The following is a 2894-nucleotide window of genomic DNA, read 5'->3' on the forward strand; positions in this document are numbered from 1 at the left end:
CCTCTGGGCGGACCGCTCGGAACTCGCGCACGACCCGCTTCCGGGACTCGACCAAATCGTCGGGCACACGCCGGTGGAATCCATCGACCTGTGGAACATCCCGGCCGAAGACGGCGTCCGCACCGGAGCGCGACTCGTGTTCTGCGACACATTCAGCCTGAAGAGCAATCTCTCGCCTATCGGAGACGGCAGCATGCTCCTCGTGGAGGGCACGGGCGTCCGTGCAGTCACCGATGAGGAGCTCGGCCTTACCCCCTGGCCGGCTACCATCTGGGATTGGATGACCATCCACGTTCTGCCGTTTTTGGGTTAGAAAAGGGGGTGCGCCATGACGCGTACCGAGACGGCGCGAGTCGAGGCATGCGATGCGCCGGGCATCGAGCGCATCCTGCGCGGCGGCTGGGCAGCAGACTTCAAGGCGGTTCTGCTCGCGCATGAGGTGCCCGCCCTGTGCACGCTAGACGAGGCGCTGCGCGACCGGCCGGTGACGCGGTTTCTCGTCTATAAGCTGTTCGCGCACTGCAATGTTTACACGATCCAGACATACTGCGGAGAGAAGAGCGCGGAGTACGAAGCATCGCGGGCCGCGCGGGCGCTGCTCGCCGGCGCAGCACAGGAGACGGGCACGAACATGCGCCTGCATCTTAACAAGAAACGAGATGAGCTCGTCCTTCCGACGGGGTGCGCAGGTAGCGCGAGCAGCGAAGCGCCGTACGCAATTGCAGACTACGATGTCATGAATTCCGTGGCTCTGCGTTTCAAAGACTGCAAACTGGGAACGACGTGGTTCAGCCTCATGAAACTGCTCGTCGACCTCGACGCTCTGGGGCTTGGGCAGGATGCAGACAAGGACATGCTCTGCGCTGCGCTCGCGGAGCGCGTCGAGGGTGCACAGGGCGACTCCGCACGGCTCGCCACCTTGTTCCGCGACGAGCGGAAGGTCATCGTCGAGAGGCTTGGTGCGCAACCGCGGGTCCACCAGGCGCAGATCTACGAGGCGCTCGCGCACTATACGGACCTCACCCACACCATCGGGAACTTCGGCCTCATACCCTTCGGTCATCCGGGAACGCGCCGGACCTTCAACCCATGGAAAGGCTGCGGCGGCGTCACGGGTGACCGCCAAGATTGCTTCCTCGAAGCGCTTCGCAACGCCTGGGGCTCGTTCACATGGAAGCTCTCGGACGGCTCCGAGGTGCCCTGCGCGGAGGTCATGTCCTTTCCCGACTATATCCGCGCAGCGCAGCTTGGGCTCTACTGCGTGGGGCGCGAGGTAGTCGAGACGTTCCTAGATGCAGCGCGTCACGAGGACGCAGATGGCATCATCGCTGCCTACGCGCATGTCGAGCAGGCGTGTACGAACATACCGGTCGACCTCGATAAGGAATTCCCCAGCGAGCCAGCCGGGGTCGCCCACCTTAAGGGCGCAACACTGCGCATCGAAGCGCGCGGGCGGCTCATCATGGCGCGGTACCGGCACTGTCAACGCCAGTCCATTTGATACAATCGGCTCGGTTCATCAACGCGATCGCGCTCGGCGCATCCGAGCGGTTCGTTCGCGCCAGCACAAGGAGGGGCAATGTCGGGCACATCCGCTGCACCGTCCGCATTCGAAATCTTGGGCCCGATCATGGTCGGGCCATCATCGTCGCATACCGCAGGGGCGCTCCGCCTCGCGCAGGTAGCGGCCTCGCTCATGGAAGCACCTGTCGCGCGCGTGCGCTTCGTGCTGCATAACAGCTTCGCACACACGTACCGCGGACACGGCACCGACCGCGCGCTCGTGGCGGGCATCCTGGGACTTGCCACAGACGACGAGCGCATCCGCGATGCCTTCGAGCTCGCGCGCGAGCGCGGCCTCTCCTTCGAGTTCGTTCCCGGCGCCGATGACGAGCACCTGCATCCCAACACCGTAGATATCGAGATGGAGGATGCCTGCGGGAGCGCCTGCTCGGTGCGAGGAGAAAGCCTTGGCGGCGGCCGCGTGCGTCTTTCGCGCGTGAGCGGGGTCGAAGTCGATATCACGGGCGAGTACGACACCATCTTCGTCACCCATCGCGACACGCCCGGCGTGCTTGCAGCGCTCACGGTTCGCCTGTCCGAGCACAACGTGAACATCGCCTTCATGCGCACCTACCGCACCGAGAGGGGCGGAGCGGCCTACACCGTCTTCGAGCTCGACGAGCTTCCGCAGGGCGAGCGACTGGAAGGGCTGCTCAGCGAGCTCCGCGCAAACGAGAACGTACGCGTGGCCACCCTCATCCGCGTGCCCGGAACGGTTCGTGCGCCCGAAACGGAAAACCCGGGCTGCACATTCGCCAACGCAGCCGAGCTGCTTGCCTGCTGCGAGGGCAACGACGGCGCGCAGCAAACCATCGGCGGCATCATGCGCCGCCGCGAGGAAGCGCTCATCGGAATAGACGAGGCCCGCGCCGCTATGAGCCGCGTCATCGAGGTCATGCACGCCGAGACCGCAGAGCCCCTTGAGCGCCCGCGGCGCTCGCTCGGAGGGCTCATCGGCGGAGAGGCCAAGCAAGTGCAGGGCGCAGCCGGCGCCTTCGCCCCCGCCCTCATGGGAGCCGTCCAAACCGAAGCCGTCGCCCGCGCAATGGCGGTGCTCGAGCGCAGCGCTTCCATGGGCGTGATCGTGGCTGCCCCCACGGCCGGCTCGGCGGGCGTCGTGCCCGGATGCGTGCTCGCCACGGCAAAGGCCCTTGGGCTTGATGCGGACGCGATCCAGGACGCGCTCTATGCGGCAGCTGCCGTAGGGCTCATCCTCACGCTGAATGCAAGCGTTGCAGGCGCGGAGGGCGGCTGCCAGGCCGAGGTGGGCAGCGCGGCCGCCATGGCGGCGTGCGCGCTCGTGCAGATGCAGGGCGGCACGCCGCGCCAAG

Annotated in this window: 2 protein-coding genes and 1 pseudogene; all 3 read left to right on the forward strand. The window is 66.2% G+C overall.

What is annotated here, in order from left to right:
- A pseudogene (locus AC1VS5_RS09470) lies at window positions 1–313 on the forward strand (metallophosphoesterase); the annotation flags it as partial.
- Window positions 314–328: 15 nt separating this feature from the next.
- Window positions 329–1501 (forward strand): hypothetical protein, encoded by a 1173-nt coding sequence (locus tag AC1VS5_RS09475; RefSeq protein ID WP_481218465.1) that lies wholly within the window; start codon window positions 329–331, stop codon window positions 1499–1501.
- Between the two features lie 78 nt (window positions 1502–1579).
- On the forward strand, window positions 1580–2894 hold a 1315-nt coding region (gene sdaAB, locus AC1VS5_RS09480), incomplete at its 3' end, for an L-serine ammonia-lyase, iron-sulfur-dependent subunit beta (RefSeq protein WP_481218466.1).

The sequence above is a fragment of the Enorma sp. genome (genome assembly GCF_982429025.1).